This window comes from Streptomyces lateritius, assembly GCF_014649715.1.
Lineage (GTDB): Bacteria > Actinomycetota > Actinomycetes > Streptomycetales > Streptomycetaceae > Streptomyces > Streptomyces lateritius.
On record NZ_BMTO01000022.1, the window covers coordinates 74,810 to 100,612 of the forward strand.

Here is a 25,803-nt window from a genome sequence, read left to right on the forward strand (position 1 = left end):
GCGCAATATCTGAGGAGGGAACATGCAGAAGCGAGCAAACCATCGGCTGCCCACGGAGGCGGCCACATCGCTGGCGTCCGCGTCCGGAACCGCCGGTGAGGCCGAGGCCGCCACCGGTATCCGCGTCAGCAACGGACGTGTCGTCGAGGCCAATGGCAACGACTTTGTGATGCGCGGCGTCAACCATCCTCACGCTTGGTACACCGACCGGACTGGCTCCCTCGCCGACATCAAGGCGAAGGACGCCAACACCGTCCGTGTGGTGCTCTCCAGCGGCCATCATTGGCCGATGACCAGCGTCGCTGAGGTCTCTACCATCGTCCGGTTGTGCAAGCGGAACCGGCTGATCTGCGTGCTGGAGGTGCACGACACCACCGGTTACGGCGACGTGAGCGGCGCCGCCACGCTCTCCGAGGCCGCCGATTACTGGATCAAGGTCCAAAGCGCACTGCAGGGCCAGGAGAAGTACGTCGTCATCAACATCGGCAACGAGCCGCACGGCAACAGGGATTACGAGCGCTGGACTTCCGACACCAGCGCCGCTATCCGGAAGCTGCGAGGCGCCGGCTTTCGCCACGCCATCATGGTCGACGCCCCCAACTGGGGTCAGGACTATTCGGGTACCATGCGCAACCACGCCCACACGGTCTTCGACGACGACCCCAACGGGAACACGATCTTCTCGATCCACATGTACGGGGTCTACGAAGCCGCCGATACGGTGCGGGACTACCTCAACTTCTTCGTCAGCGCCGGGTTGCCGATCCTGATAGGTGAGTTCGGCGACTGGCACACCGACGGCAACCCCAACGAGGACGCGATCATGGCCACCGCGGAGGAACTCAGCCTGGGATACTTGGGCTGGTCCTGGAGCGGCAACACTGGCGGCTACCTGGACATGGTCGACAACTTCAAGGCCGACACCCTGACCGACTGGGGCAAACGCATTTTCAGCGGCACCGACGGCATCGCAACCACCGCGAAGGAGGCCACGATCTACGCCAGCGGAGGTATCACCGGCGGCAACGGTGGGAGCTCCCCGAGCTCCTGACGGCGCCCTGCGTGGCTACGCTTGTGTACGTGTTCTAAACGAGCTCTTACGGCACCGCCTGGCACGCCGAGCCGTACTACATCGAACTCATCAAGCGGTTCGACGGGTCGCAGGCCGCATATGCGCTCCGGTCCTTCGCGTTCCAGTCGATCAGGAGAACGACCATTCGCAGCCTCTGGTGGTCGCCGGCCGCCCCTACGCCCGGCCGGTCGCCGACGCCGTCCTGGCGGGGCGCGTCCGTATTCGTTGGCCGGTACAAGAACTTGCATAACCTATCAAAGCACTGACCCAAGCACACCAAGGTAGACGGCAAGACCCAGGGCCTCTTCGACATGGTAGAGGACGGCACCATCAGCCCCGTCCTTAAGTAAGAGGGGCGCCGACTTGAGATGCCAGGGCTGATGGCCCCATGGCAGAACATCATCGGTCAGATGATTGGCGGGCACGCAAGTGCGGCGGTCTGCGCATGGCAGGACGAGGCCTGGCGTAGCGAGTAGCGTGGAATGGGATGCGCTCGGAAGCTGGTTCGGGTTATCGAAGCTTCGGGCTCTCCGACGTCGAGGCGTTCACAGCGCTGCGGTCCAGTCACGAAATCGCCCTTCGCGAACTGAACGGCTTCGCACTGCCGGGAACGGTTTCCGGGCTGACCTGGATGTGCCGGTTCAGCAGGCCCGGCAGGCCCCAGGTCGTAGAGGAGCACCGGGCTGACCCCGATGCTGGTAGAAGGTCCGCACCGGGTTCGGTACCCGGCGGGGCACGTTTCTTGGGCGACCAGAGCACCGCCGTCGCGATCGGCCGCTGGACAGCGACGCAGTGGTTCTTCGACTGGAAGTCCCACCTGCCTGCTGCACGAGACTCGCGACGCGCTCGACAACCGGAACACGGCAGCGGCTGGGAGAGCGAGTTCCCGCGCGACGTGTGGGAACTGCGCCGACTCGGCATCGAGGGCACCCGGGCTCGGCTGCGGTTCGACCGCATCACCCAGCTGTGGCTGCGCGAGCCGGCCAAACGGTTCGTGCGCTGGCGGCTGAGCATCGGCCCGCAGCATCAACCAGGCCGTCATCGACATCCTGGCCCTCAACCGCTTCTCCGGCTTCCTGGCCAATCCCCGCCTCGCCGTCGACACGCTCGCCCGCGTGGACCGGACCGTGCTGGAGCGCTACCTCGCCGACCTGGCCCTGGATCCGCGCTCGACCCATTCCCGCAGCCGGGACATCGGCTCGCTGAACGCGTTCTTCCACGCCGTGCGCCGCCACGGCTGGGATCCCAGCCTCCCGGCGAACGCGACCTTCTACCCGGACGACTTCCCCCGACCCGACAAGCGGCTGCCCCGGGCGCTGGCCGACCACGTGATGGCCCAAGTCGAACAGCCCGCCAACCTCGACCGCTGGCACAACCCCGACGGCTGTGTGCTGACCTTGATTTTTATGCGCTGTGGGCTGCGGGTCGGCGATGCCTGCAACTTGGCCTTCGACTGCATCATCCGGGACGCTGACGGCGCCGCCTACCTGCGCTACCTCAACCGGAAGATGAAGCGCGGCCCTGGTCCCGATCGACGAGGAAGTAGAGAACGAGATCATCGCCCAGCAGCAGCGTGTTCTCCACCGCTGGCCCGGCGGCAGCCGGTGGCTGTTCCCGGCACCTCGGATGAACCCCGACGGCACGAGGCCGCTGACCACGCACTCCTACCGCGGGTAGCTCGACCTCTGGCTGGAGCGGTGCGACCGGTGCAGTAGTCACACGCAGGTGGCAAGTGCGAGGCGTAGGGCTGTTCCTTCCAGGGCTGCCAGGTGATCGGCCGGCCGTGGTGCTCGGGCGGCAGGTGCGGCAAAGCGGAAGACGAGGGCAGCACCGGCTCTGAACCGGGCAGCATCTGCGAGATAGCAGGTTGCGGGAGGCGCTCGCCACGCAGGATTGCGAGGCACCGGCGGCAGGACCGGTGCTCATTCCACGGACCCGGGTACGGGCGTACTGCTATCCGCGTGGTCTCAGCACACAGGAGTGCCACCTCCGTGATGAGCTGCGTGGGAGGTGCTGCTCCATGGGGGAGTAGGTGCAGCTCGCCTGTTGCAGGGGACCGGACCACGATCACGCTCGTACGCGCCACACTCGTGGGGAAAGTGCTCACCAGGGCAGGTTGTCACCAGATGCGGACACTCCAGGTCTCTCTGGTCCTCGCGAGGCAGCCGACGCTTCGGCGGAATGAAGAGGCGCCTGGTCGCCTCCTTCACAGCAGCCACTGTTTGCCCGTGTCACCCGCTCGGCGGCTTGTACTCCGATATGCACACGTATTGGAATGGCATGCAGTGCACGCTGACGGATGACCCGATCGACCACGGCAAGCAAGGTGATCCGATGATGACTGCTGCGATCGGGCGGCGCGCGGTCCCGCATTCCAGTTCGCCCAGCGTTGACGCGGGCAAACAGGTGACACGCGGGAAGCACGGCCAGTACGACCATGGCACAGCCGGACTGATCGTCAGGGAGGCTGGCGGCCAGGGCCGGTACGTCCTGACATGCGCCCATGTTCTCGGCCCTCCGGTGATCTTGCAGGGAACGCCGGACGCCGATCTCGTGTTCTCGCCAGAGCTGAGCACATGCTGCGGCGCCGAGTGCAACAACCCGATCGGCACGGTGGTACCACGGACCCTGCAGCCGCTGAACGATAAGGCGATTCAGAGCAAGGCCACGATCGGACAGGTCCACTTCGCCGTGGACGCTTCTCTCATCAGGCTCGACGCGAAGACCAACGCGTCCAACGACGTACCCAAGATCGGGAAGCTCACCGGGGTGCGGGACCTCATCGCGGAGTGGTCGCTGTCCGCCGCTGAACCGTCGGAAACGGACCTGCCCGCCGACCGGCAGATTCCGGTGCAGAAGTACGGTGCGAAGACCCAGCACACCCACGGCAGGATCACCGCACTGAAGCGCGTGCAGATCAAGGAGTTCGTCGGCAGCCAGGTCGTTCTCGGGCAGGCGTGGGTATTCGAGGTCGAGGCAGTGACGACCGCGGGCCAGGAGCAGCCGGTCACCGAATACAAGCTGGACATGGAGCGGTACAAAACCCAGGATCCCTCGATCACTCCGGAGAAGATTAGGGACCAGTTCACCAACTCGGGTCTGACCGTGACCGTCGGCGGCTCCACAGGCAGCCCCACCCTCGTCGTCCGGGGCGCGAAGTTCTCACAGCGCGGGGACTCCGGCGCGCCGATCGTCGACGACAGCCGCAAGGTGGTGGGCATCCTCACCAACGGCGTCCTCCAACCGATCCTGGTCAAGGGGCAGACCGCCCCGGAGGAGATCCTGACCGGGCGGTCGCAGGGCGTGTTCATCGCCGCCGCGCTCAAGCACCTGAACGTCGAGCTGCTCCTGCCCGGCCAGGGGACCGCGGGCCGCGCGGTCGCCGTTCCGGGCATGCCGATCGTGCGGGGTGGCGAAAGGCCCGTGGACTGGTCAGCGGTCCACGCCGCGTGGGCCGCTCTGGAGAGCAGCGACGCGGGCCGCCAGCTGGGCTCCCTGGTCCGCCGCCACATGGACGAGGTCCGCCGTCTGGTACATCACAACCGGCGCGTGATGGTCACATGGCACCGCCACCAGGGGCCGGCCTTCGTCAACACCGCCCTGCGCAACGCGGAGCACCCGATGTGGCCCCTGCCCGTGGCCATCGACGGCGTCAGGCCGGTGGACGCACTGCGTGCGATGCGCGATGTGCTCCTGGCCGAGGGCAGCGCGGCCCTGCGTGCCGACATCGCCGCCCATCAGCAACACGTGCTGGATCTGGCGCAGCGCACGACGTCACTGCACACCTTGCTGGACCTTCCAGACCTTCCAAATCTGCCACATCTGCCGGACCCGGTGCCGCCACCGGGGGTGCGGATCGTCAACGCGCAAGGGGTGCCGGGTGTCGCCGGTGCACTGGTACGCGACTCCCGGGGCCGGCTCTGTCTGCTGGCCAGCCACCACGTCGTCCTCGGCGGGGGAGCGCGGGCCGGTGACGTCGTGTGGGCACTGCCGCCTTCCGCCGGCGGGGACGACGCCGGGCCCGCCGAACCGGTCCCGCTGGGGCACGCCCGTCCCGGCCACCTCGGCCGGGTGAGGTTCGACGACGAGGACTTCTTCGTCGACGGCGCGCTTATCGAGCTAGGCGGGACGCGGAACCAGCCCGACTGGTTGCGGGATGCCCTGGCCCGCGGCTGGCCGACGGCCGTCGCCCGGCCGGAGCCGGGCGACGGTGTGTGCAAGCACGGGCCGGCCACCGGCCTCACCGAGGGCACCCTCCTCGATGTCGCCTACCCCGACCGGCCGCTCATCGACGGCCGAGAGTGGACGGCACCCGGGCAGTTGCTGGTCGGCTCACGCGATCCCGTCCTGGCGTTCTCGGCACCCGGCGACTCCGGCGCGGCGCTGCTGGACGAACAGCTGCGCATTGTCGGCCTGCTGTGGGGCGCCACGGCCAACGGCGACGGTGTCGCCTGTCCTGTCGAGCCGCTGCTGCAGCACCTCGACGTCACCCTCGTGGCGGGCACCACGCCGGCCGATGCCGATCGTTCCGAGCCGGTACGGGAGGGAACACCATGAGCACGGTCGCGACATGGCGGGCGATCCTGCCTCAGGTGCGCCGGATGCTGCGGAGCGTCACGGGCGTGGTCGGGGTGGGCCTCGGCGTCGGCGACGACCCGGGCAACGGGCCGGTGTGGCGGGTGTACGTCAATGAGGGGAAGGAAGGCGGCGGCGTACCGGACACGGTCCTGGGACTGCCCACCCATGTGGTGGTCGCACGCCGGGCCACAGCCACCGCGGGGCCGCTGGTCATCACCGCGGGGGCAAAAATCGAGACTCAACTCAGCCAAGGCGAGGGGGGAAGCCTGGGGTGCTTCGCCCGAGACCGCAACGGCAGGCCCGTCCTGCTCTCCTGCTCGCACGTGCTGTTCCCGGGCTTCAGCGTCATCGACGACCTGGGGGTCTACTCGCCCGACTACAGCTCGTGCTGCTCCGGCGGCGACCGGGTCGGCCGGCCGCTCATCGACATGAACGTGAAAGCGCAGCACACGCAGAGTGGCGACTGGGTCGGCGGATACCACGACGGCACGTGGACGGGCGGGTTCAAGTGGGACGCGGCGCGCCAGGCGAGCGAGACGGACTGCGCCACCGCGATTCTCGATCCCGGTGTGCGGTTCCACAACGTGTGGCAGGTCAAGACCGGCAACACGGTGACCAGCATTCCGATCAAAGGCGCGGTCACCAGTGGATTCGGGATCGGCAAGGGGCCCAGTCTGGGTACTCTGCCGAGTCGCGAGCAGTACGTACGCGTGTACAACGCCGTCAACGGCCGGCTCAAGTGGGGAACTCTGGTGGGTCTCCCCTCGGCCGTTTCCGCCGGAGACCCCGACGGGATCCTCTGGATGGACAAGCGTGGGGACGCGTCGGACCGGCGGGCCGGAATTCTGCCGACCTTCAGGCAATTCCTGATCCTTCCCAGGCCCACACCGGTCGCGGGCGAATCCTTGGAGGACAGCTACCGAAAGGGCGAGAAGCTCTCCTTCGAGCAGGGCGACTCGGGCAGTGTGGTGATCAATTACCAGAACTTCGTCATCGGCATGATCATCCGCCACTGGGACATCCGCAGGAATCTGGGGACTGACCAGACCCGGCCGGAGTTCGCCCACGTCGGCTTCTTCGGTGTGGCCACGCCGATCCGCACCGTGCTCGACCACCTCCAGATCGAGATCCCCGCCGTCGAAGAGGGCTGGTCCGGCACCGCGCCCAGCGCCGGCGACATGATCCACATCTTCCCCGACCGGCCGAAGTCCGCCGTCGAGCTTGCCCAGCGGCGCGGCGTGGAGCGGCTGCGCGAAGAGCTTCGTACGAGTGTCCGCGGGCGGCTGCTGCTGGGCAAGATCAGACAGCACCGGGCCGAGATGCGGAAGCTCATCACCTTGGTGCGCCCCGTCGCTGCCGCCTGGCGGGTCATGCAGGGCGCGGCGTTCTACCACCACTGCGTGCAGGGCGTCCGTGCGCCCGGACACCGCGTCCCGACCGTGATCAACGGGGTGACGCGTGCCCAGCTGGTCGAGACGATGCTGCCGCTGCTGGTCCACCACGCCGGTCCCCGGCTGCGCCGCGACCTCGAACGCTACGGCCCGATGGTCGCCGAGGCGCTGCTGCCGGTGGACACCATGCAGGACGTGCCGGTGGCGCTCGCCCGTCCGGGCGGAGGGTCGTGAGCGGCGAGCGCGGCACCCTGGACGGGCTGGTCGGCCAACTGGTGACGCTGCTGTCGCCGCTGAGCGGGCTGACGCCCGCGGGGGCCCGGGAGTTCCTCGCCGAGGTGGGTCTGCCACTGACGGACGCGCAGGCCGCGTCCATCGCGCCCACGCTGAGCACCACCACCGGGTCCGTCGGCTTCCTCGTCGAGCTGCTGCGGGGACTGCAGGAGGCGATCGACGCCGAGCGGTGGGACGAGGTCCTGCGGCAGGTCCTGCAGGCCGGAGGCCAGATCAATGCCGTCCTCTCCGGCTTCGACGGGCTGAAGACCGCGCTCGCCGGCCTGAGTCTGCCCGGGTCGGAGCCTATCCTGGCGAACTTTCCGGAGCGGTTGTTCAACCTCCTGCTCGCCCGCTTCCTGGGTGGCAACCAGGGGGTCAACGAGCTGCTGGAGTTCCTGGGCGTCCTCGTGCGCACCGACCGGAACGTCGGCCCCGTCGATCCGCAGAAGCCGTTCTTCACCGAGAACGCCTTCCACCTCGACCGGATCGGCGGCTGGCTGCGCGAACCGGACACCCAGCTGGGTGCGTTGTACGACTGGGGCGCACCGGTGTTCGACGGTTCGAAGGTCCTCACCGTGCTGGACCGGCTCGCCGCCTACGCCGGGCTGCCGTCCCTGTATGACAAGACGGCCACGCCCCCCACCCTGGACTTGCTCTTCGCCTCCCTCACACCCCGGACCGGCCTGGACCCGCGCGGCATGGCGGTGGAACTGCCCCAGGGCCTGACGAAGGGAACGATCGAGCGCACCGGTGAGCACTGGACGCTCACGCTGCGGCTGGATGCCGACGTACCGGCGGACACCACGCTGGTGTTCCAGCCGGGCAAGGCCCGGATCGAGCCGCCGCAGGGCGCCACCGTCCAGGGCACGGCCGAGGTCGTCCACAGCTACCGCCGGGAGCCCGGCGACCCCGTACCGCTGCTGTCGCTGCCCGGAGGAAGTCGGGTGACGGCCGAGCAGCTGGATGTGGTCCTCCGACTGCGTGCCCAGCCCGACGGCACCCTCGAAACCCAGCTCGGCGCGCTGCTGCAGCGCGGCAAGGTGCTCATCCACCTCGACGGCGGTGACGGCTTCGTGGCGAAGCTGCTGGGCGGCGTGCGGATCGAGAGCGACTTCGAACTGGGCGCCGCGTTCACCCCGGCCGACGGACTGCGGTTCGAGGGCAGCGGCGGTCTGGAGATCCAGCTCGCCTCCCACGTCGGCCTCGGCCCGGTCGACTTGTCCGCGGTCACCCTGCTCCTCGGCGTACAGGACACCGCCTTCACCCTCGGCCTCACCACGGACGTGAAGGCGGGCCTCGGCCCGATCACAGCGGCCGTCCAGGGGATCGGCACCGAGATCCCGCTCGTTCTGGCGCCCGGCGGCCAGGGCAACCTCGGTCCCGTAGATGTACGGCCCCGGTTCAAGGCGCCCAAGGGTGTCGGCCTGTCCATGGACCTGGACGTCGTCAGCGGAGGCGGGTTCCTGTACTACGACCCCGCTCGTGGCGAGTATGCGGGGGCCCTGGAGTTCCAGCTGGCCAGGTTCATCGACGTGAAGGCCATCGGGCTGATCTCCACCCGGATGCCCGACGGTACGCAGGGCTTTTCCCTGCTGATCATCCTTACAGCCGAGTTCGGCGGGATCGGCCTGCAGCTGGGGTACGGGTTCACCCTGCTCGCGGTGGGCGGCCTGCTCGGCCTGCACCGCGGCATGAACCTCGGCGCCCTGGCGGAAGGGGTGCGCACCGGCGCCGTCGAGTCGGTGATGTTCCCCAAGGACGTGGTCGCCAACGCGCCGCGCGTTCTCAGCGATCTTCGCGCCTTCTTCCCCCCGAAGCAGGGCACGTTCCTGGTCGGCCCCATGGCGAAGATCGGCTGGGGCACTCCCACGCTCATCAGCGTCTCCCTCGGGGTCATCCTTGAGATCCCGGGGAACATCGCGATCATCGGCGTGCTGCGCTGCGTCCTGCCGAGCAGGGAGCTGCCGCTGCTCGTTCTCCAGGTCAACTTCGTCGGCGCGCTCGAGTTCGACAAGCAGCGCCTGTGGTTCTACGCCCAGCTGTTCGAGTCCCGGATCCTGCTCCTGACGGTCGAGGGCGGGATGGGCCTGCTGGTCGGCTGGGGGAGGGGAGACCTGGTCCTGTCGGTCGGCGGATTCCACCCCTCCTTCACCCCGCCACCGCTGCCCTTCCCGGCACCACCGCGCATTTCGGTCGACATCATCAACCAGCCTTTCGCCCGCATCCGGGTGTCGGGGTACTTCGCCGTCACCAGCAACACCGCACAGTTCGGCGCCCGCGCCGAACTCGTCCTCGGGTTCGATGAATTCGGGCTCCACGGCCATCTCGCATTCGACGCCCTGTTCCGGTTCTCCCCCTTCGCGTTCGTCATCGACATCGCGGCCGCCGTATCGCTCAAGGCATTCGGCGTCGGACTGTTCAGCATCCACCTCAGGTTCCAGCTGGAGGGCCCGGCGCCATGGCGGGCGCGGGGGCGCGGCTCGATCTCACTGCTGTTCTTCGACGTCTCCGTGGACTTCGATCTGACGTGGGGGGACGGCCACAATCCCACCCTGCCGCCGATCGACGTCCTGCCCCTGCTCAGTGACGAGATCGGCAAGGCGGAGGGCTGGCAGACCCGGCTGCCGACGGGCGGGACGAACGCGCTGGTCAACCTGCGGACGCTGCCTGGCACGGACCGTCTGGTGCTGCACCCGCTGGGCACACTCTTCATCCACCAGCGCCTCATCCCGCTGAATGTGCGCCTCGACCGCGTCGGCGCCCAGCGGCCGCGCGACGGCAAGCGGTTCAGCATCGAGCCCGTGCCCGACAGCGGCCTGGTGCGGGTATCTGTCCCCGACGACAAGTTCGCCATGGCCCAGTTCCAGGACATGGACGACGCGGCGAAGCTCTCCCGCCTCCCCTACGAGGACCAGGACGCGGGTCTCGAACTGGCCGCGGCCCTGGGCGCCCTCGCGTCCGCCCGAGCCGTGCGCCGCAGCGCCAGGTACGAACTCATCGTGACCGACAGCAAGGGCCGCCAGGCGGAGACCACCCGGGCCGTGAACAGGGTGCGCCTGCCGGACACGACCACGGTCACCACGGAGAAGAGACTATGCAGGGTCAGTCCGGCCGTGTTCCAGCACCTTCTCGACGGCAGCAGCACCAGCCGCTCCTCCCTGTCCCGGCATGAAGCGACCCTCCGTCAGCCGTACGGCACGGACGACACCCTCCGGCTCACGGGACAGCGATTCGTCGTCGCCCACAAGCGCAACAATCAGCAGGCGTTTCCCCCCGGAACCGGGACGTCTCCGGTGGGCGGGGGACCGGCGAGCTTCCGCAGCCGCACGACGGCCGACGAGGCACTCGCTGAATGGGTGGCGCAGGACCCCGGCCTCGCCGGAGCGCTGCACGTCATCCCCGAGTCCGAATCGACCGGCGCCACCGCGGTCCCCGGCGGATGGACGGACACCACGGCGATGCCGGCCGCCGTCGGCACGGACTCGTCCACCGATGCCGCCGTACTGCTCTCCGGAGGCCGGGTACTGCTCGCGGGCGGCGCGGACAGCGCTGGCGCGGCAGTCACCGACAGCACACTGTTCGACCCGGTGACCGGCACGTGGACCCCGGCCGACCGGCTGAAGACCGGCCGCCGCCTGCACACCCTGACCAGGCTCCGCGACGGCCGCGTGCTGGCCTACGGCGGCCTGGGGGCAGACGGGACCGCCTTGTCCTCGCCCGAGCTCTACGACCCGCTCGCCGCCCGCTGGACCGCCGGCCCGGCGAGCACCCCGCCCCGCCCCGTCCGGTACGGGCACTGCGCCACGCTCCTGGAAACCCAGAAGGTGCTCGTCACCGGCGGTACGGGCGCCCGCGGCCAGGGCGTGGCCGCGCTGCCCTCGGCGGAGCTGTACGACCCGGCGACCGGGCAGTGGAACGGCGCCAAGCCGATGACCGACGCCCGCACCGGGCACCAGGCCGTGAAGCTCCGCACCGGTCGGGTCCTCGTCATCGGCGGCGCGCTGCTCACCGGCCGCGGCCGGGCCGCGCTCGCCCAGTGCGAGCTCTACGACCCCGCCACCGGCGCCTGGACACCCACCGGGAGTCTCACCACGGCGCGCGTCGGGCACCAGGCGACGCTCCTGCCGGACGGCAGGGTGCTCGTCACCGGCGGCGACACCCCCGCCGGCCGCCCCGGCGGCACGTACCGAGCCGGCAGCCTGGACAGTGCCGAGATCTACGACCCCACCACCGGCGCGTGGACGTTGGCCGCCCGCATGCCCGGTGGCCGCGGCCGCCACCGTGCCGTCCTGCTGCCGACCGGCAAGGTGCTGGTCCTCGGCGGTACTGGCGGCCCGCGCTGCCACGCCGGCTACCGCGACGCGGCCACCTACGACCCCGCCGCCAACGCCTGGAGCGCTACCGGCGCCCTTGCCGCCGGCCGGTGGGACTTCACCGCCCTGGCCCTGGCCGACGGGCGGGTCCTCGCCGCGGGCGGCCGGGTCCTGACCGGAGCGGCCGCCCCCGGCCAGGGGGGTGACGTCCTGACGGCCGCTGCCGAGATCTTCACCCCATGAGCCCCTGAAGTCCCGGACTTCCGGAGCCGATGCACTCGAATGAACGCGATGAAAGGTTTGCGGCCATGACCAGCACCACCTTGGCGGCCACCGGCCGGTGGACCGGCACCGGTGCCTTGCCGTCGGCCGCCGCCTGGTACGGCGTGCACGACAATGCCGTCGTACTCACCGACAACAAGGTCCTCGTCGTGGGCGGGCAGGACGGATCGGCCGCGGCACTGGGCAAAGCCGCGGTCTACGACCCGGGTACCAAGACCTGGACCGCCACCACTGACCTCCGGACACCCCGGCGGCTGCACACCGCCACCCGACTGCCTGACGGCAAGGTCCTCGTCGCCGGAGGGATCAGCGGATCGGCACAGTTCCCGGCACCGGGCCTGGCCGCCGCGGAGATCTACGACCCGGTGCAGCGCACCTGGAGCAGCACGGCAAGCATGCACACCGCCCGCTGGGGCCATAGCGCCGTTCTGGTGGGCAGCAAGGTCCTCGTTGCGGGGGGCACGACGATCCGCTCCGCCCAGTCGGTGAAGGCGCTGCGCTCCGCCGAGCTGTACGACCCGGCCACCAAGACCTGGACCGAGACGGGGCCCATGACCGACGCCCGCAGCGGCCATCCTGCCGTGGTGCTGGCCAACGGCCGGGTCCTGGTGGCCGGCGGCACCGTGCCCACGGCCCGCGACGAGGACACCGCCCTGGCGTACTGCGAGTTGTACGACTCCTCCGCCGGGACGTGGAGCCCGACCGGCGCGCTGCTCGTGCCGCGCGGCCGGCACCAGGCCACGGCACTGTCCGGCGGCGCCAGCGTGCTGGTGACCGGCGGCCGCGCGCCCGGCGGATCCGGCGACGGCACCTTCGACCCGTTCAGCCGGGCGAGCGCGGAGCTGTACGTCCAGGACACGGGGACGTGGACCGCCGTACCGGACATGCCGGGGGGACGCGGCCTGCACCGCGCCGTGCCCCTCGGCCAGAGCAGGGTCCTGGTCGTCGGCGGCACCGACAACGCCCGCGACGACGTCGGATACGCGAGCGCGGTCGTCTTCGACATGGCCACCCGCAGCTGGATGCCGGCCGGAGGCCTGGCGGCAGGCCGATGGGCCTTCACGGCCGCCGCATTGTCGGACAAGCTCGTCCTGGTCGCCGGCGGTGTCGTACGGTCGGGGCTCGCCGCGGCCACGCCGGGAGCGGAGGAGCTCACGACGAGCGCGGAGCTCTTCGACGTCGACGCGACGGTCACGCCGTGACCGCCAACGCCTACACGTTCCTGCCGTGGCTGCGATCCGGCATCGCCACCAGGATCACCACCGACCCGGTCGGTACGTCCCGGGCCACCGTCCCGGTGAAGCTGCGGGTGACTGGTGAGGCCGTCGACGGGGGGACACAGGTCACCCGTGACGTCGAACGGACTGTCCAGATCTACGGGCCGGGCGACGTCATCGGCGTGGCCCCCCGCGCGATCTCCCGCACGGAGCCACGGCCGTGGGTCACCAACGTCGAACCCAACTACCTGGCGCACATCGAGTTCTACGACGAGGACTTCCCGTGGCGCTACAGTCCGGCCGCGCCCGACGCCACGACACGCCGGCTGCGGCCCTGGCTCGCGCTGATCGTGCTCGCCGGCGGGGAGGACTCGCGGACCGGCGACCAGGCGGAGTTCAAGGACGGCACCGCCGCTGGCCGGCCGCTGCCGTTCATCACCGTGACCGAGCCGGACGCCCTGCCTCCGCCCGGACAGCTCGGAGCGTGGGCCCACGTACACGTCGACGGCTCGCTCGACGCGCCCGTGTCCTCCGACGACATGACCAAGGTCCTCCCCGGGCTGCGGCAGGTGCTGCACGACAACGCCGACCGCGCGTGTGCGAGGCTGGTCTGTCCGCGCCGCCTCGACCCGCACAAGGGCTATCACGCGTTCCTGGTACCGGCGTTCGAGACGGGACGGCTGGCGGGCCTCGGCCTGGATCCGGCGCGGTCACCGGCGGCGCTGCATCCGGCGTGGAAAGAGGGCTACCCGGGCCAGGAGGCGCTCGGACAACTCCCTTACTACCACCGCTGGTTCTTCTCCACCGGCAGCGCGGGCGACTTCGAGCACCTCGTACGGCTGCTGGTCCCCAGGGAGCCGCTCGATCCGAGCGTCGGCCGTCGCGACCTCGATGTGCACCGCTCGCCCGGCCCAGGCCTGCCCGGCATCACCGTGCCCGCCGAGCTGGGCGGTGTCCTGAAGCTGGGCGGGGCCCTGAGGATTCCCGAGCGGGTTCCGGATATCTGGGACAAGTGGGATAATCTTCAGGATCTCGGCCTCACCTACCCCCACCCCTTCCAGCAGGCCCTGGCCGGTCTGATCAACCTGGCCGACGACTACCTGACGAAGACCCCGGCCACGGCGCACATCACGCTCGCGGCCACGAACCCGGCCGCACCCGCGGGCCACGTCGACCCGGTCATCACCCCGCCACTGTACGGACGCTGGCACGCGCCCGCCTCACGCCTGCTGACGGGTCGTGACGGCAACCCGCTCCCGCACCACCGCAACTGGGTGCACCGCCTCAACCTCGACCCCCGCTACCGGATCGCAGCGAACCTGGGCGCCCAGGTGGTGCAGAAGCGGCAGGAAGAATTCATGGCCGCCGCCTGGGCGCAGGTCGGCGACGTACTCGCCGCCAACGCCAAGATCCGCGCGGCCCAACTGGCGCGTGAGGTCGGAGCCGTCCTGCAGACCAAGCACCTGGACCCGCCGCCCGCACCGGCCAGGGAACCGGCCCCGCCCTCCGGCAAGGTACTGACCATCACCGCCCCCGCGCACGCACGCGTCGTCACCCGCTTCCCGGCCTCCCAGGCCCCCTCCACGGCCGAGTCCGAGTCCGCGGCCGCGACGTCGGCCGGGCCGGCCGAACGCGTCGCCGTCGGCTTCCGCGTGGCCGAGAGCCGGGTCACGGCGGCACCCCTGTCGTCGGCGATGCGCCGCATCACCCGGCCCGGATCACGCCTGATGCGCCGGCTGCCGTTCACCGAGGAGCGGCCGCCGCAGGCCCTGGTGCCGAGGATGGACGCCGAGTCCGGCGGTGTCACCGCCGCCGCGCCCAAGGCCAGGCCCGCATCCGTCGTCACACCCGCACAGCTCGACCAGGTGCTCCACGGACCGGGCCCGGCGGTGGAGGCCGCCGTGGACCCCGTCGACCTGCTGCCGACGAGCCAGAACTTCACCCTGACCCTCCCCGGCGACTCCTTCGTCCCCTCGCCCGGCGGTCCCGACAGCCCCGAGGCAGCGGCGTTCAAAGGGGCGTTGCGCGATGTGTACCAGGGGTGGGACGACGCCGCCCTGGCCGGCCGCACCGGTCCACGCCGAAGGCTGCACGTCACCGACGCCACCGACGCGATGCTGGCCGGACTGCGCGCCGACGCCACCGTGCCCAGACACCTGCTCAGCTCGGTGAACATGCCGGAGCGGCTGGCACCGTTCGCCGAGCAGTTCCTGGAGGCGATGGCCTATCCGGTCCTAGACATGCCCATGTACCAGGCGCTCATCGACCAGTCCGTGGACCTGTTCATGCCGAACATCAACCGGGTGCCACCGAACTCGGTCACCCTGCTGGAGTCGGACCAGGAGTTCATCGAGTCCTACCTCGTCGGGCTCAACCACGAGATGGCCCGTGAGCTGCTGTGGCGTGAATACCCCACCGACCAGCGGGGCACCCCCTTCCGGCAGTTCTGGGACGTGCGCGCCGTGCCGTCACTGCCGGGTGAGACCCCCGAGGAGCGCCGTGAGCGTCTGTACGACATCCCGCCGGTCGCCACATGGACCCGGGAGTCCAAGCTCGGCCGGCATGACAACCGTGACAAGGGCGAGCAGGAGAACGAACTCGTCCTGGTGATCCGCGGTGAGCTGCTGAAGAAGTACCCGAACGCGGCCGTCTACGCCCATCGGGCCCGCTGGGAACCGAGCAACGCGCAGCCCGACCCGACCAAGGAGCGCGTGCCGATCGAGCTCGTCGACGAGGCGAACCCGTCACACGACGAGATCCGGCTGCCGTTGTACGAGGCCAAGGTCGAGCCCGACATCTACCTGCTCGGTTTCGACCTCACCTCCGACGAGGCGAGGGGCGAGGTGCCCACGGGCAGCGCGGGCTGGTTCTTTGTCATCAAGGAAAGGCCCGGCGAGCCGCGGTTCGGCCTGGACGTCGCCCCCGCCACCACGCCCCAACGCGTGGAGGTCTGGAACGACCTGTCGTGGCCGGACGTCGCACCCGACGGAAAGCGGTTCATCGAGCTCGGCGAGAACACCGTCCCCGTCGTGCTCCAGGAGTTCGACCAGCCGACGGAGGACGCCGAGAAGCAGGACCAGCATGTGGAGGACCTGTCCCTCCCCATCTGGCACGGCGGCCTGAGCTCCGCCGACATCGCCTACATCCTCTTCCAGGCACCGGTGCTGATGGCCGTACACGCACAGGAGATGCTGCCGTGACCACCTTCGACCCCCGGGCTGCGCTGCAGCTCAGCGACGACTTCCCCGTGCTGCTGGGCCCGGTCCGGATCGAGACCCGGTTCACTGCCAGGGAGCTGCTCGTGCGCGTGTTCCCCGACGAGTGGTCGATCGACGCGTTTGAGCCCCGGCCCACCGCCGCCGAGGTCGCCGCGCTCGACGCCTACTGGATCGCGGTGTGGCGGGCCGGCGGTGACCCCGCAGCCGAGTCGGCGGCCTGGCTGGAGCTCACCGGGCGAGTCCCGGCCGGGCGGGCCGAGTGGCTGCTGCGGACACGCCGCCCCGCCAATCCGTCCGAGCAGCCCGGCGGGGTGCCGCGCGACACCACCGTGCTCGTGGTCGTCACGCCCCAGGCCGTGGCGGCCGACGACCGCGAGCCAACGGTCACGTACTGGATTGCGGTCTGGCGGGCGCACGGCGACCGGGCGAGGATCCGCGCCGCAGACGCGGCACTGCTGACGGCCGTCGGCACCACACGCGCGGATGAGATCCGGCGCCGGCGTCCGGTCGGTGTGGACACCCCGCCGGCGGGTGCCGGGGACGACGTACTGGTCGCCTTCCTGGTGCTGACGCCGCTCCCCGAAGAAGACGTCACCCCCCGGTCATGGACACGGGCGGCACGGGCACGGCTGCTGCCCGACCGGTTCACGGCGATCGGGTTCGTCGGCGGCACACAGGTCTTCTGCGAACCTGGCAAGGTCGTGCCGGCCGAGCTGGCCGTCGGCCCGGACCCGTCTTCCGCCGACAAGCCGGAGGTCGACGAGGCGACCGGCAAGCTCAAGGTCCCCGCGGACCTGCGCTGGCTGACGGAGTTCGAGGCCGCCGTCGATGTCGGCATGGGGATCCGGATCGAACTGAAGGACTCCTTCCGCAACGGTGTCGACCGGCTCGTCGTGTTCGGCGTACGGGAGAACAGCACCGCCCAGCAGACGGCGACCGACCTGGCGGACCTGATCACCCGGCATCTGCACAGTCCCGCCGGATTCAGCCTGCTGCCGCAGGGCACGGTGACCAACAACAGCGAGCAAGCATCCGCTGGCCAGGACCCGCACGAGGAAGCCGAGGCCGTGCGGCGCACCGCCTACGGAGCGCAGGTCTCTGCCGCCTCCGGGGACTGGACGACCAAGACCGACGGCCAGTGGTTCGCCGAACTGCTGGGCCTCGACCCCGCGGTCATGACGGGGGTGGCCAACGCAGACGGGACGGACCAACGGGACGCCCGCGCCGCGAACATCGCTCTGTGGCCGGCGACCTGGGGTTCCTACCTACAGACCATGCTGCACCCCGTCATCCCGCCCGAAGTGGTGGCCGACACCCGCGCGTTCTTCATCCGGCACGTTTCCGGGCGCGGCCCGATTCCCGCAGTCAAGATCGGACGGCAACCGTACGGCATCCTGCCCACCACCGCCTTCTCACGGCTCACCCATCCGCTGACCGCCACGCACCGGCGCGCCCTCCACAGCCTGCTGTGCGAGGCGGCCGTGGACTGGTGGACTGCCGTCACCAAGGTCGCCTACCTCGGCAAGCAGGCCGAAGCCGGCGCCTCCGCGGCGGACCCCCACCAGCTGCTGCTCGACATCCTTGCGCTGCACCCCACGTCGGTGGAGTACTACCAGCGCTACGCGCAGAGCGTCGAGGACATTTTCAACCGCGAGAACTTCAGCAGCGGCGGCCCCAAGGTGCTGCCCACCCTGGAGAGAATGAACATGCCGCAGCCGATCCGTGAGCTGCTGCGGCGGCTGGGCCACACAGGCGCCGCCGCGCCCGACCCCGATGTGATCCGCCGACTCTTCGTCGAGGAGCAGCACCCCATGCTGGGGCCCCTCGTCGACGACCGGCCGCTGTCGGAGACCGACAAGATCCGCGGCTACCTCCCGGACGGGCGCAACTACCTGCGGTGGCTCGCCGACCACGCGGGCACCGATCTCGAAACCATCCGGCTCGAACGCGGCTTCACCGACGACCGGCCACCTGCGGCGCTGCTGTATCTGCTGCTGCGCCACGCGGTTCTGCTCGGCTGGGAGGACACCGCACGGAACCTGGCGGCAGCAGAGGCGGGCGAGACCCTGTCGGCCGCCGATCCCCTGTTCGTCCACATCCGGAAATCCGCACAGCCCCTGCCCAGCGAGAGCCGCTTCCGGAAGCTGTACTCCGCCGATCGCCGCATCACGGGCGACCCCACGAAGCTGGTCGTCGACCACATCCCCGGAATCCTCGGCGATCACGACGCCACCGAGCAGCTGGCCGAGCAGGTCGACGCCCTCCGCCGGCTGGCGGACCTGCCCACCGCACGACTGGAACGGGTCCTCGCAGAACACCTGGACTGCGCCACCTACCGGCTCGACGCCTGGCGGCTCGGGCTGGTCAACGAACGGCTCTGTGAGCTGCGGTACGGGCCCGCCGGGACCGACCCGGCACAACCAGGGCTGCACCTCGGCGCGTACGGGTGGCTCGAGGACGTCCGGCGGCGGAGCAGCCCGCTCGCGGAGGTACAGCTCACCGGCAGTCTCGCCGAGCTGTTCCAGCCCACCGGATCCAGCCCGCTGCTGCAGGACCCCCGCAACGGCGGCTACATCCACGCCCCCTCGCCCGCACAGGCCACCACCGCGGCCGTACTGCGGGCGGGCTACGCCGCCAACGGCTCGCCCGACAACCCGGGCTCCTTCGCCGTCAATCTGAGCTCCGAACGCGTCCGGGTTGCGCTCGGCCTCCTGGACGGACTGCGTCAGGGCCAGTCGCTGGGCGCCTTGCTCGGCCACCACTTCGAACGGGGCCTGCACGACCGACATCCCGAGGCCGAACTGGACAGGTTCCTGCCGGCGTTGCGGGGGGAGTTCCCGCTGCGCTCCGGCAAGCTGTCCGAGCCCCGTCCCGGTACGGCCCTGGAACTGATCGAGGCCCGGAACGTCGTGGACGGCCTCGCGCTGGTCCGCCGCGCGACGCGCGAACCGGCCTTCCCGGAATACCCCTTCGGCGCGACCGGAATGCCGGACGCGACCGAGGCGGAACAGAAGGCAATGAACGCCGAAGTGCGGAATCTGCTCGCCATCCATGACGCGCTGGCCGATCTCGCCGTGGCCGAGGCGGCCCACCAGACGCTCGCCGGGAACACCGAACGTGCCGGTGCGACGCTCGACGCCTACGCCAAGGAGGGCTTCCCGCCCGACCCGGCGGTGGTGCAGACGCCCCGCAGCGGGGTCACGCTCACCCACCGGCTGGGCTTGATGCTCACCCCGGGGCTGGGCCCGGACCACGGATCCGGGATGTTCCAGGGGCGCGGCCCACGGGCCCAGGCCGAGCCGGCCGTCAACGCCTGGCTGCCCACCCTGCTGCCGCACCAGACGAAAGTGGCCGCCGTGGTCAGATGGGAGGACCCGGTCGACAAGGAGCCACGCAGCCGCGTGGTGACGCAGGCCGACATCGGACTGCAGCCGATCGACCTTCTCTGGGGCGTTCGGCCCAAGGACGACGCGGCGATGACCGACCTCGACGACCGCATCATCGGCTTCGTCGTCGCCAAGGACCGGCCGCGCCCCGACGCCGAACTCACCATCTGCCATACCGAACGCGTCAAGAACAAGCTGACCTTCTTCGAAGTCTCCCCACTCATCACCGCGCTGCGCACACTGCTCACCACATCCCGCCCCCTGCGGCCGACCGATCTGATCCCACCCGCGGGAGCCCAGCCCGTCGACCGGAGCACGGACGACTCCGTCTCCCTGCCACGGGCGCGCCCCGCCGCGGTCCGCGCCTCCCTGGACAAGCTGCGCCAGGACACCGCCGACTACCTCGCCACCCTCGCGCCGCTGTACCCGGAGCCGCCCGCCGAACCCGACAGCACGGCGGTCGTCAACGGCATCGACACCTTCTTGACCGGATACGGCGACCTCATCGTCACGGCCGCTGGATTCGGTATGGTACGCAGCGGCTGGGGCGAAATGACCCTGTGGCGGCGCGCCGTGTACGGCGATGTGCTGGCCGCCGTCGCACGCGCCGCGGACCGCATGGGACACGCGCTTGCCGCGGCCGACGCCCTGATCGACGCCTACGACCAGCTGCCCTCCTCGTCGACCACCGACGAACGCTTCCGGCTGCTGCAACAGGCGGAGTGGCTGCTCACCACCCGCCCGACCACCCCGCGCCCGGCCAAACCCGCGCAGCTGCGCAGCACCGTCGGGACCACGCGCGCCGCCTTCAGCACCCGCCTGCAGGCGCTGCGCGCACTGGCCTCGACGACGAGGAAGACGATCAGCGGACTGCTCGCCGATGTCACCGCACTCCTGCCGCTGAGCGACTTCGACCGGACCGGACTGGACCTGGCACCGTTCCATGAACGGATCGTCGCCTTCGGAGCGGACCTCCTGGGCCGGGCACAGGCGCTGCACGGCGAAGTCACTACCCGGCTCGGCGACGCCGACAAGGCCCTGGCCGCCTACGACCAGGCGCTGACCGGCCCGGACCGGGTTCACGCCGCGACCGGGGCGCTCCAGGCAATGCTGGGCGAGGACGTCCTCGCCGTCCCTGAGTTCACCGCTCCCGACCAGGTCCACTCGGACTGGCGCAAGGCCCTCCACGACAGCGACAAACTGATGGCCCACCTGGTCCAGCACGCCGGGCGGGACTTTCCGGTCGACGACTGGGTGCACGGCATCGCACGCGTGCGGGACAAGCCGCGCCTGTGGGAACAGGCCGTCCTTCTCGGCGACGCGCTGCGCGGCCCGGACAACGGCCTGCTCGGTGATCTCGTCGGCTGGCAGGAGCCCGAACTCGTACCGGTCCAACTGCCCTACCGCCAGGACGACCACTGGCTCGCCATGGACTTCGCCGCGAACACGCTGATCGACGAGGACCGGTTGATGTTCACCGCACACTACGCACCCGTGCCCGTGGTGGGCGCCAACCGCCACAGCGGCCTGCTGCTCGACGAGTGGACGGAAGTCATTCCGGCGCAGAAGGAGACCACCGGTATCGCCCTGCACTACGACAACCCTGACGCGGAACCGCCGCAGGCGATGCTCCTCGTTGCACCCCCGGCGAAGACGGGCACCTGGAGCGGCGACGACCTCATTACCGCCGTCGGCGAGACCCTCGACCTGGCCAAGACGCGGGCCGTCGAACCGGGCCACCTCGACACCACGGCGTACGCGCACCTGCTTCCGGCGACGGTGATGTCGGCCACCCGGCGGCCGATCACCATCAGCACTGATCTCGCGCTCTGCAACCTGCGAGGAAAGACCCATGTCTGAGCCGCCCCGCATCCAGGACCTGCCCACGGCACTGGCCGAGTGCACGTTCCCCACCGTCGGCCTCTGGAACCGCATCGAAGGCCGGCCCCGGACCACCGACTTCGACCGGGCGCTGCGTGCTGAGATCCGCGACCCGCTGTGGATGCTCACCCGGCAGTGGCAACTCGGCGAGTTCCGGGGCACGGACGCCGGCTCGGCCGTGACGGCGACCTACTCGGTGGCCACCACCACCCCCTCCCGCTTCCGGCCCGCCTCGGGCACGGCCCAGAGCCTGCCCGGCGACCGGCCGCTGGAGACCCTCGCCGAACGGCGAGCCCTGCCGTTCGCCTTCGGCGCCGACCGGATCTCCTTCGACCTACGCCTGGTGATCGGGCGACGCTGGCTCAAGCTGCTGGGACGGCAGCCGGGGCTGCGGCACCTGCGCGGCGACTACGTCGAGAAGTACGCGATCAGGCTGCCCGACCCCACGACGGACACCGACACCCCACGAGTGGCCCACCCGGAGGTCTGGTCGGCGCTGCAGGCCCTCGCTGGCCGCCGTATGGACGGCTACCAGCTCTACCGACACATCAAGGTGGACAACGGCCGTGCCTCGGACGGCATCTCCGCCCCGGCATCGCAGCGCGCCCAGCTGGACAGCCTCGGCTCCCGGCTCGTCAGCTGGTTCGACGACCTCATCGACCAGCCGGGCGACCACGGCACCTGGGATGCCACCCGGCTCGAGCACCGATTCTCCGTCGCGGCCGCCGCACCCGGAGGAGGCGAGAAGGTGCTCACGGCGCAGGAGTACCCCGGCGGCCTGCTGGACTGGCACGCCTTCTCCGTCGACCCGGGCGTCCCGCTCGGCGGGACCACCGCGCCACCCGCGCCGATCAACCGGACGGCGTTCCCCGCGCCGGTCCGGTACGCGGGCATGCCCCTGCCGCGATGGTGGGCGCTGGAAGACGGACGGACCAACTTCGCCGGAGTCCAGCCGGACAGTACAGACCTGGCACGCCTCATCTTCCTCGAATTCGCGCTCGTCTACAGCAACGACTGGCTCCACCTGCCCTGCGACGTCCCGGCAGGGGCCCTGGCCTCGATCCGCGGCCTCGCGGTCACCGACGTCTTCGGACAGCGGCTGTGGATCACCCCGGCCGGCAGCGGCGAGGACGAGGACTGGCAGCGCTGGTCGATGTTCACCCTCGACACGATCGGCGACGAGAACGTCCCCGCGGACACCGCCATGTTCCTCCCGCCCAGCGTCCCCAAAGTCGCCGAGGGGCCGGTGCTGGAAGAGGTCTCCCTGATCCGCGACGAGAACGCCAACATGGTCTGGGGCCTGGAGAAGACCGTCCGGCTGCCCACCGGAGAAGGCCGGCGGGGCAGCGAGGTGGCCGCCGAGATCCTCGCCCACCGGCAGCGGTTCATCCCCGCCACCGCACCGGACACCCCGCTCGCACCGATCGCCTACCGGGCGATGAACACCGTTCCCGAGAACTGGATTCCGTTCATCCCCGTACGCGTCCCCGGCAGCGACCGCGCCGTCCGCCTGCAGCGGGCCGCCCTGCCCGGCGCCATCGACGGCAAGCCGGTCCGGCCCCGCACCAGCCTGCTGAGGGAAGGGTTCGACGCCGGGCAGCCCTACTTCATCAACGAGGAGGAGGTGACACCGGCAGGCACCAGGATCACCGTCTCCTACAACCGCACCCGCTGGCACAACGGCCGGGTGTCCGTCTGGCTCAGCGCCTGCCGTGGCCTCGGCCGTGGCGAGGGCTCCAGCGGGCTCGCGTTCGACACGCTGATCGACACCTCCACATGAGCGCAACGGTCAACGACCCGCACCAGCCCCGGGCTCGCCAGCGCGGTGATCTTCCACGGCCGGGCCGGAAGCCGTATGACCTCGGCTCGAACCGCGCTTCCCACTCGGGTTCCAGCGCTCAGACAGCCGACATCGTCACGGCTTCACTCGGATGGATCGAGACCGGCCCGGGGGAAGGGGCAGCCACACCTTCTGCCAGAGGCACGGGAACGACACGGAGCCGGCGGTCAGTCGCGGTGGCGAAAGCCCTGCGGATTTCTGCGGCGTAGCTAGCCACGCGACGGTGCCCCGGAGGTGCGACGGCAAGTCGCGACTATGGAGTTCTACCGGCGGTAGAATCACAGTATGAGCAAGCCGACGAGTATCAAGACCAGTGAGGCTGTCCGTGACAGGCTGCGGCTGCTGGCGGAGGAACGCGGTACAACGATCACCGACCTGATCGAGGAGCTCGCGTCGAAGGAACTGACCGCCACCGAACGCGAGCAGCGCGCCGCTGAGGCCGCCCGCGAGCTCGGCGTCGAGTTCACCGAGCAAGTCCAGCAGGCCGGTCAGGACGCCTGGGCGAAGATCCGCGCCCACCAGGGCCGGGCCGCGTGAACCTCACTGCGGTTCTCGATCATTCCGCTCTGACCGCGCTGTACCAGGCAGACCCGTTCTTCACCGGGTTGTACATCGAGGCGTCCCGCGGTACCGGCCGCATCCTCGTGCCCTCCCTGGCCGCGCTCGCCGCCGAGCGCCAGGTCGCCGGAGCCGGCAAGCACGCCACCAGGCTCCGCTTCTCTGAGAGCGTCGCGTTCACCGCGGGCCATGCTGTCGAGGCCATGGCCTGGTCCGACGTGGAATGGCCGGTCGCCCACGCGGCGGCCATCGCCTGGGAGGCGGCCCGCGAGGGCGAGTCAGTCACCGTCCTGTCGCTGGTCCCCGACCTGTACACGACCACGGGCATCGAGCCGCTTGACCCCACGGCGTAGCCGAGCGCCGGACGAAGTGAGCGTTTTCAGCGTTGACGCTCCAGGGTGAGGATGGCTGCTGCGATGACGGTCATGCGGTTGGGGCTGCAGCGGGCTCTGCGGAAGATTCGCCAGGACTTGAGTCGCGCGATGCTTCGTTCGACCGGTGCTCGCGCTGCTGACAGGGCCCGGTTGATCGTCCGTTGGGTCGTGGTGAGATCCCGGTTCGGGAGCCGTCTGATCGGTGTGGTCACCCAGGGGCCGGCCCCGATGTAGGCACGGTCGGCGAGGATCGGAACGCCCTGGCGTTCGCAGATCCGGATGATGCGGTGGGTACGGGCCGCGGTCAGGTCATGAGTGCGACCGGGCAGCGCAGGCGAGATCCACAGCAGGTTGCCCGCAGGATCGGCTACGACCTGCACGTTCACACCGTGGCGGCGGTGCTTCTGCGAGAAGTCGGCCCGGCTGTCGCCGACGCGGTCGCACTCGGCGAGGGTCCCGTCGAGCAGGACGTGATCAGGATCCGTCTCGCGCAGGATCCGCAGGAGCCCGGGCGCCCTTCGGGACAGATGCTCGACGACAGCTGTGACGTAGGCGTACCGACGGATATGCCGAAGCCCGCGGCGATCTGCGTGAGCGTGTCGTGCCGGCGCAGGTAGATCAGGCCGACGAGGGCGCGCTGGTGGGGCGGGAGTTTGCAGCGTCGGTCACCCTCACGGGTGACGATGAGCATGGATACCCACTCGACCAGGGCGTGCGGCAGGATGGGGAACCAACGAGGCTCCGTCGGCACCGCCCACGCCTACGTGACCGCCGTGACCGGCGTGCTCGCCGACCGGGCACCGGGCCTGCTCAAGACACTGCGCGAGCGCGATCCGGAGTTCGTACTCTGGACGGAACCCTCGCCGAGTGCGACCGCGTCGGCGACAGCCGGGCCGACTACTCCGCCAAGCACCGCCGGCACGGAGTGAACGTCCAAGTCGTCACCGACCCCACCGGAGATGTGCTGTGGATCTCGCCCGCGCTGCCGGGCCGCACCCATGACCTGACCGCGGCCCGCACCCACCGCATCATCCGGATCTGCGAACGCCAGGGCGTCCCCATCCTCGCCGACCGCGCCTACCAAGGTGCCGGCCCCTGGGTCACCACCGGACTCAAACGCCCGCCAGGCGGCGAGCTCACCCTCACCCAGCGCACCGTCAACCGGGCCCTGGTCGCGGCCCCGGCACCGGTCGAACGCGGCATGGCACGGCTGAAGTCCTGGCAGATCTTCCGCAGATCCCGTATCAGCCCCAACCGCATGACCGTCACACCAAAGCCGTCCTCACCCTGGAGAGGCAACGCTGAAAACACTCACTGAGCCTTTTCAGCGTTGCCTCTCCAGGGTGAGGACCGCGGCGGCGATGTCCGTCATGCGGTTCGGGCTGCAGCGGCTCCGGCGGAAGATCCGCCAGGACTT

General features: G+C 70.1%; 11 protein-coding genes and 3 pseudogenes. 12 read left to right on the forward strand and 2 right to left on the reverse strand.

The features are described 5' to 3' along the window. Positions 1-22: 22 nt before the first annotated feature. The 11 genes from IE136_RS32800 to IE136_RS32850 all read left to right on the forward strand — a co-directional run bounded on the left by IE136_RS32800 (position 23) and on the right by IE136_RS32850 (position 24,365). Positions 23-1,051, forward strand: a complete 1,029-nt coding sequence (locus tag IE136_RS32800) for a glycoside hydrolase family 5 protein (RefSeq protein ID WP_189602262.1) — start codon at positions 23-25, stop codon at positions 1,049-1,051. A 1,136-nt stretch (positions 1,052-2,187) separates the two neighbouring features. Beyond that, a complete protein-coding gene (locus IE136_RS32805) occupies positions 2,188-2,787 on the forward strand; it encodes a site-specific integrase (RefSeq protein ID WP_189602263.1) in 600 nt (199 codons plus the stop codon). A gap of 565 nt (positions 2,788-3,352) precedes the next feature. After that, positions 3,353-5,629: a chymotrypsin family serine protease gene (locus tag IE136_RS32810; RefSeq protein ID WP_189602264.1), complete on the forward strand. Its 2,277-nt coding sequence runs from the start codon at positions 3,353-3,355 to the stop codon at positions 5,627-5,629. Next, positions 5,626-7,275, forward strand: a complete 1,650-nt coding sequence (locus IE136_RS32815) for a hypothetical protein (protein ID WP_189602265.1) — start codon at positions 5,626-5,628, stop codon at positions 7,273-7,275. Before IE136_RS32810 ends, IE136_RS32815 begins: the two co-directional genes overlap by 4 nt. After that, complete coding sequence (locus IE136_RS32820) at positions 7,272-11,873, forward strand: DUF6603 domain-containing protein (RefSeq protein ID WP_229819402.1); 4,602 nt, start codon at positions 7,272-7,274, stop codon at positions 11,871-11,873. Before IE136_RS32815 ends, IE136_RS32820 begins: the two co-directional genes overlap by 4 nt. Before the next feature lie 65 nt (positions 11,874-11,938). Beyond that, on the forward strand, positions 11,939-13,114 hold the full coding sequence (locus IE136_RS32825; protein WP_189602266.1) for a Kelch repeat-containing protein: 1,176 nt from the start codon (positions 11,939-11,941) through the stop codon (positions 13,112-13,114). Then, positions 13,111-16,329, forward strand: coding sequence for a YML083C domain-containing protein (locus IE136_RS32830; RefSeq protein WP_189602267.1), 3,219 nt, complete (start codon positions 13,111-13,113; stop codon positions 16,327-16,329). Before IE136_RS32825 ends, IE136_RS32830 begins: the two co-directional genes overlap by 4 nt. Further along, a complete protein-coding gene (locus IE136_RS32835; RefSeq protein WP_189602268.1) occupies positions 16,326-21,593 on the forward strand; it encodes a hypothetical protein in 5,268 nt (1,755 codons plus the stop codon). Before IE136_RS32830 ends, IE136_RS32835 begins: the two co-directional genes overlap by 4 nt. Next, positions 21,586-23,394 carry a hypothetical protein gene (locus IE136_RS32840; protein WP_189602269.1) on the forward strand — a complete coding sequence of 603 codons (1,809 nt, stop codon included), beginning with the start codon at positions 21,586-21,588 and terminating at the stop codon, positions 23,392-23,394. Before IE136_RS32835 ends, IE136_RS32840 begins: the two co-directional genes overlap by 8 nt. Before the next feature lie 345 nt (positions 23,395-23,739). Then, on the forward strand, positions 23,740-23,991 hold the full coding sequence (locus IE136_RS32845) for a hypothetical protein (RefSeq protein ID WP_189602270.1): 252 nt from the start codon (positions 23,740-23,742) through the stop codon (positions 23,989-23,991). Continuing rightward, positions 23,988-24,365: a PIN domain-containing protein gene (locus tag IE136_RS32850; RefSeq protein WP_189602271.1), complete on the forward strand. Its 378-nt coding sequence runs from the start codon at positions 23,988-23,990 to the stop codon at positions 24,363-24,365. Before IE136_RS32845 ends, IE136_RS32850 begins: the two co-directional genes overlap by 4 nt. A 26-nt stretch (positions 24,366-24,391) precedes the next feature. Here IE136_RS32850 and IE136_RS32855 read toward each other — a convergent pair. Beyond that, positions 24,392-25,077 (reverse strand): annotated as a pseudogene (locus IE136_RS32855) (transposase). A gap of 49 nt (positions 25,078-25,126) precedes the next feature. Here IE136_RS32855 and IE136_RS32860 point away from each other — a divergent pair. Next, positions 25,127-25,691, forward strand: a pseudogene (locus tag IE136_RS32860) (transposase family protein); the annotation flags it as partial. 19 nt (positions 25,692-25,710) lie between these two features. On the opposite strand, the pseudogene IE136_RS32865 reads toward IE136_RS32860, so the two are convergent. After that, positions 25,711-25,803: pseudogene (locus tag IE136_RS32865) on the reverse strand (IS5/IS1182 family transposase); the annotation flags it as partial.

Coding starts and splice junctions, on each gene's coding strand:
- IE136_RS32815 (WP_189602265.1), top strand. CDS start 5,626: ATGAGCACGGTCGCGACATGGCGGGCGATCCTGCCTCAGGTGCGCCGG.
- IE136_RS32840 (WP_189602269.1), top strand. CDS start 21,586: ATGTCTGAGCCGCCCCGCATCCAGGACCTGCCCACGGCACTGGCCGAG.
- IE136_RS32810 (WP_189602264.1), top strand. CDS start 3,353: ATGCAGTGCACGCTGACGGATGACCCGATCGACCACGGCAAGCAAGGT.
- IE136_RS32800 (WP_189602262.1), top strand. CDS start 23: ATGCAGAAGCGAGCAAACCATCGGCTGCCCACGGAGGCGGCCACATCG.
- IE136_RS32845 (WP_189602270.1), top strand. CDS start 23,740: ATGAGCAAGCCGACGAGTATCAAGACCAGTGAGGCTGTCCGTGACAGG.
- IE136_RS32825 (WP_189602266.1), top strand. CDS start 11,939: ATGACCAGCACCACCTTGGCGGCCACCGGCCGGTGGACCGGCACCGGT.